Here is a 316-nt window from a genome sequence, read left to right on the forward strand (position 1 = left end):
GTCTTTGAAGGGCCGGTCGGGGTCGAGGCTGGCCGGGTCAGGGTGGGCTAGGACGGTGGCGGTGGTGGCGATCACCAGCGTGACCAGCGTGCGGTGTTGCTGGTCGGGGGTTTGGGTAGCTAGTCGGGTGGTCAGTGTGTGGGCGCTGGCGGTGGCGGCGTGGGGGCGAGTGGTGGTCAGTGCCGACAAGATGGCGGGCACGGTGTTGCGTTGTGCGAGGTGGTTGAGGGTGCGGCGGTTGAGTGGTGCCGCGACCAGACAGGGTTGGTGGTGGGTTAGGGCGGTGTCGAACAGGGCCAGGCCGTGCTCGGTGGTG

At 68.7% G+C, this 316-nt stretch carries 1 protein-coding gene; it reads right to left on the reverse strand.

Going from position 1 to position 316, the window contains the following annotated elements; genetic code table 11:
- A partial coding sequence (locus F0Q45_RS28475) for an acyl carrier protein (protein WP_188113220.1) occupies positions 1-316 on the reverse strand: 316 nt, incomplete at both ends.

Source organism: Mycobacterium simiae, assembly GCF_008370645.1.
Lineage (GTDB): Bacteria > Actinomycetota > Actinomycetes > Mycobacteriales > Mycobacteriaceae > Mycobacterium > Mycobacterium simiae_A.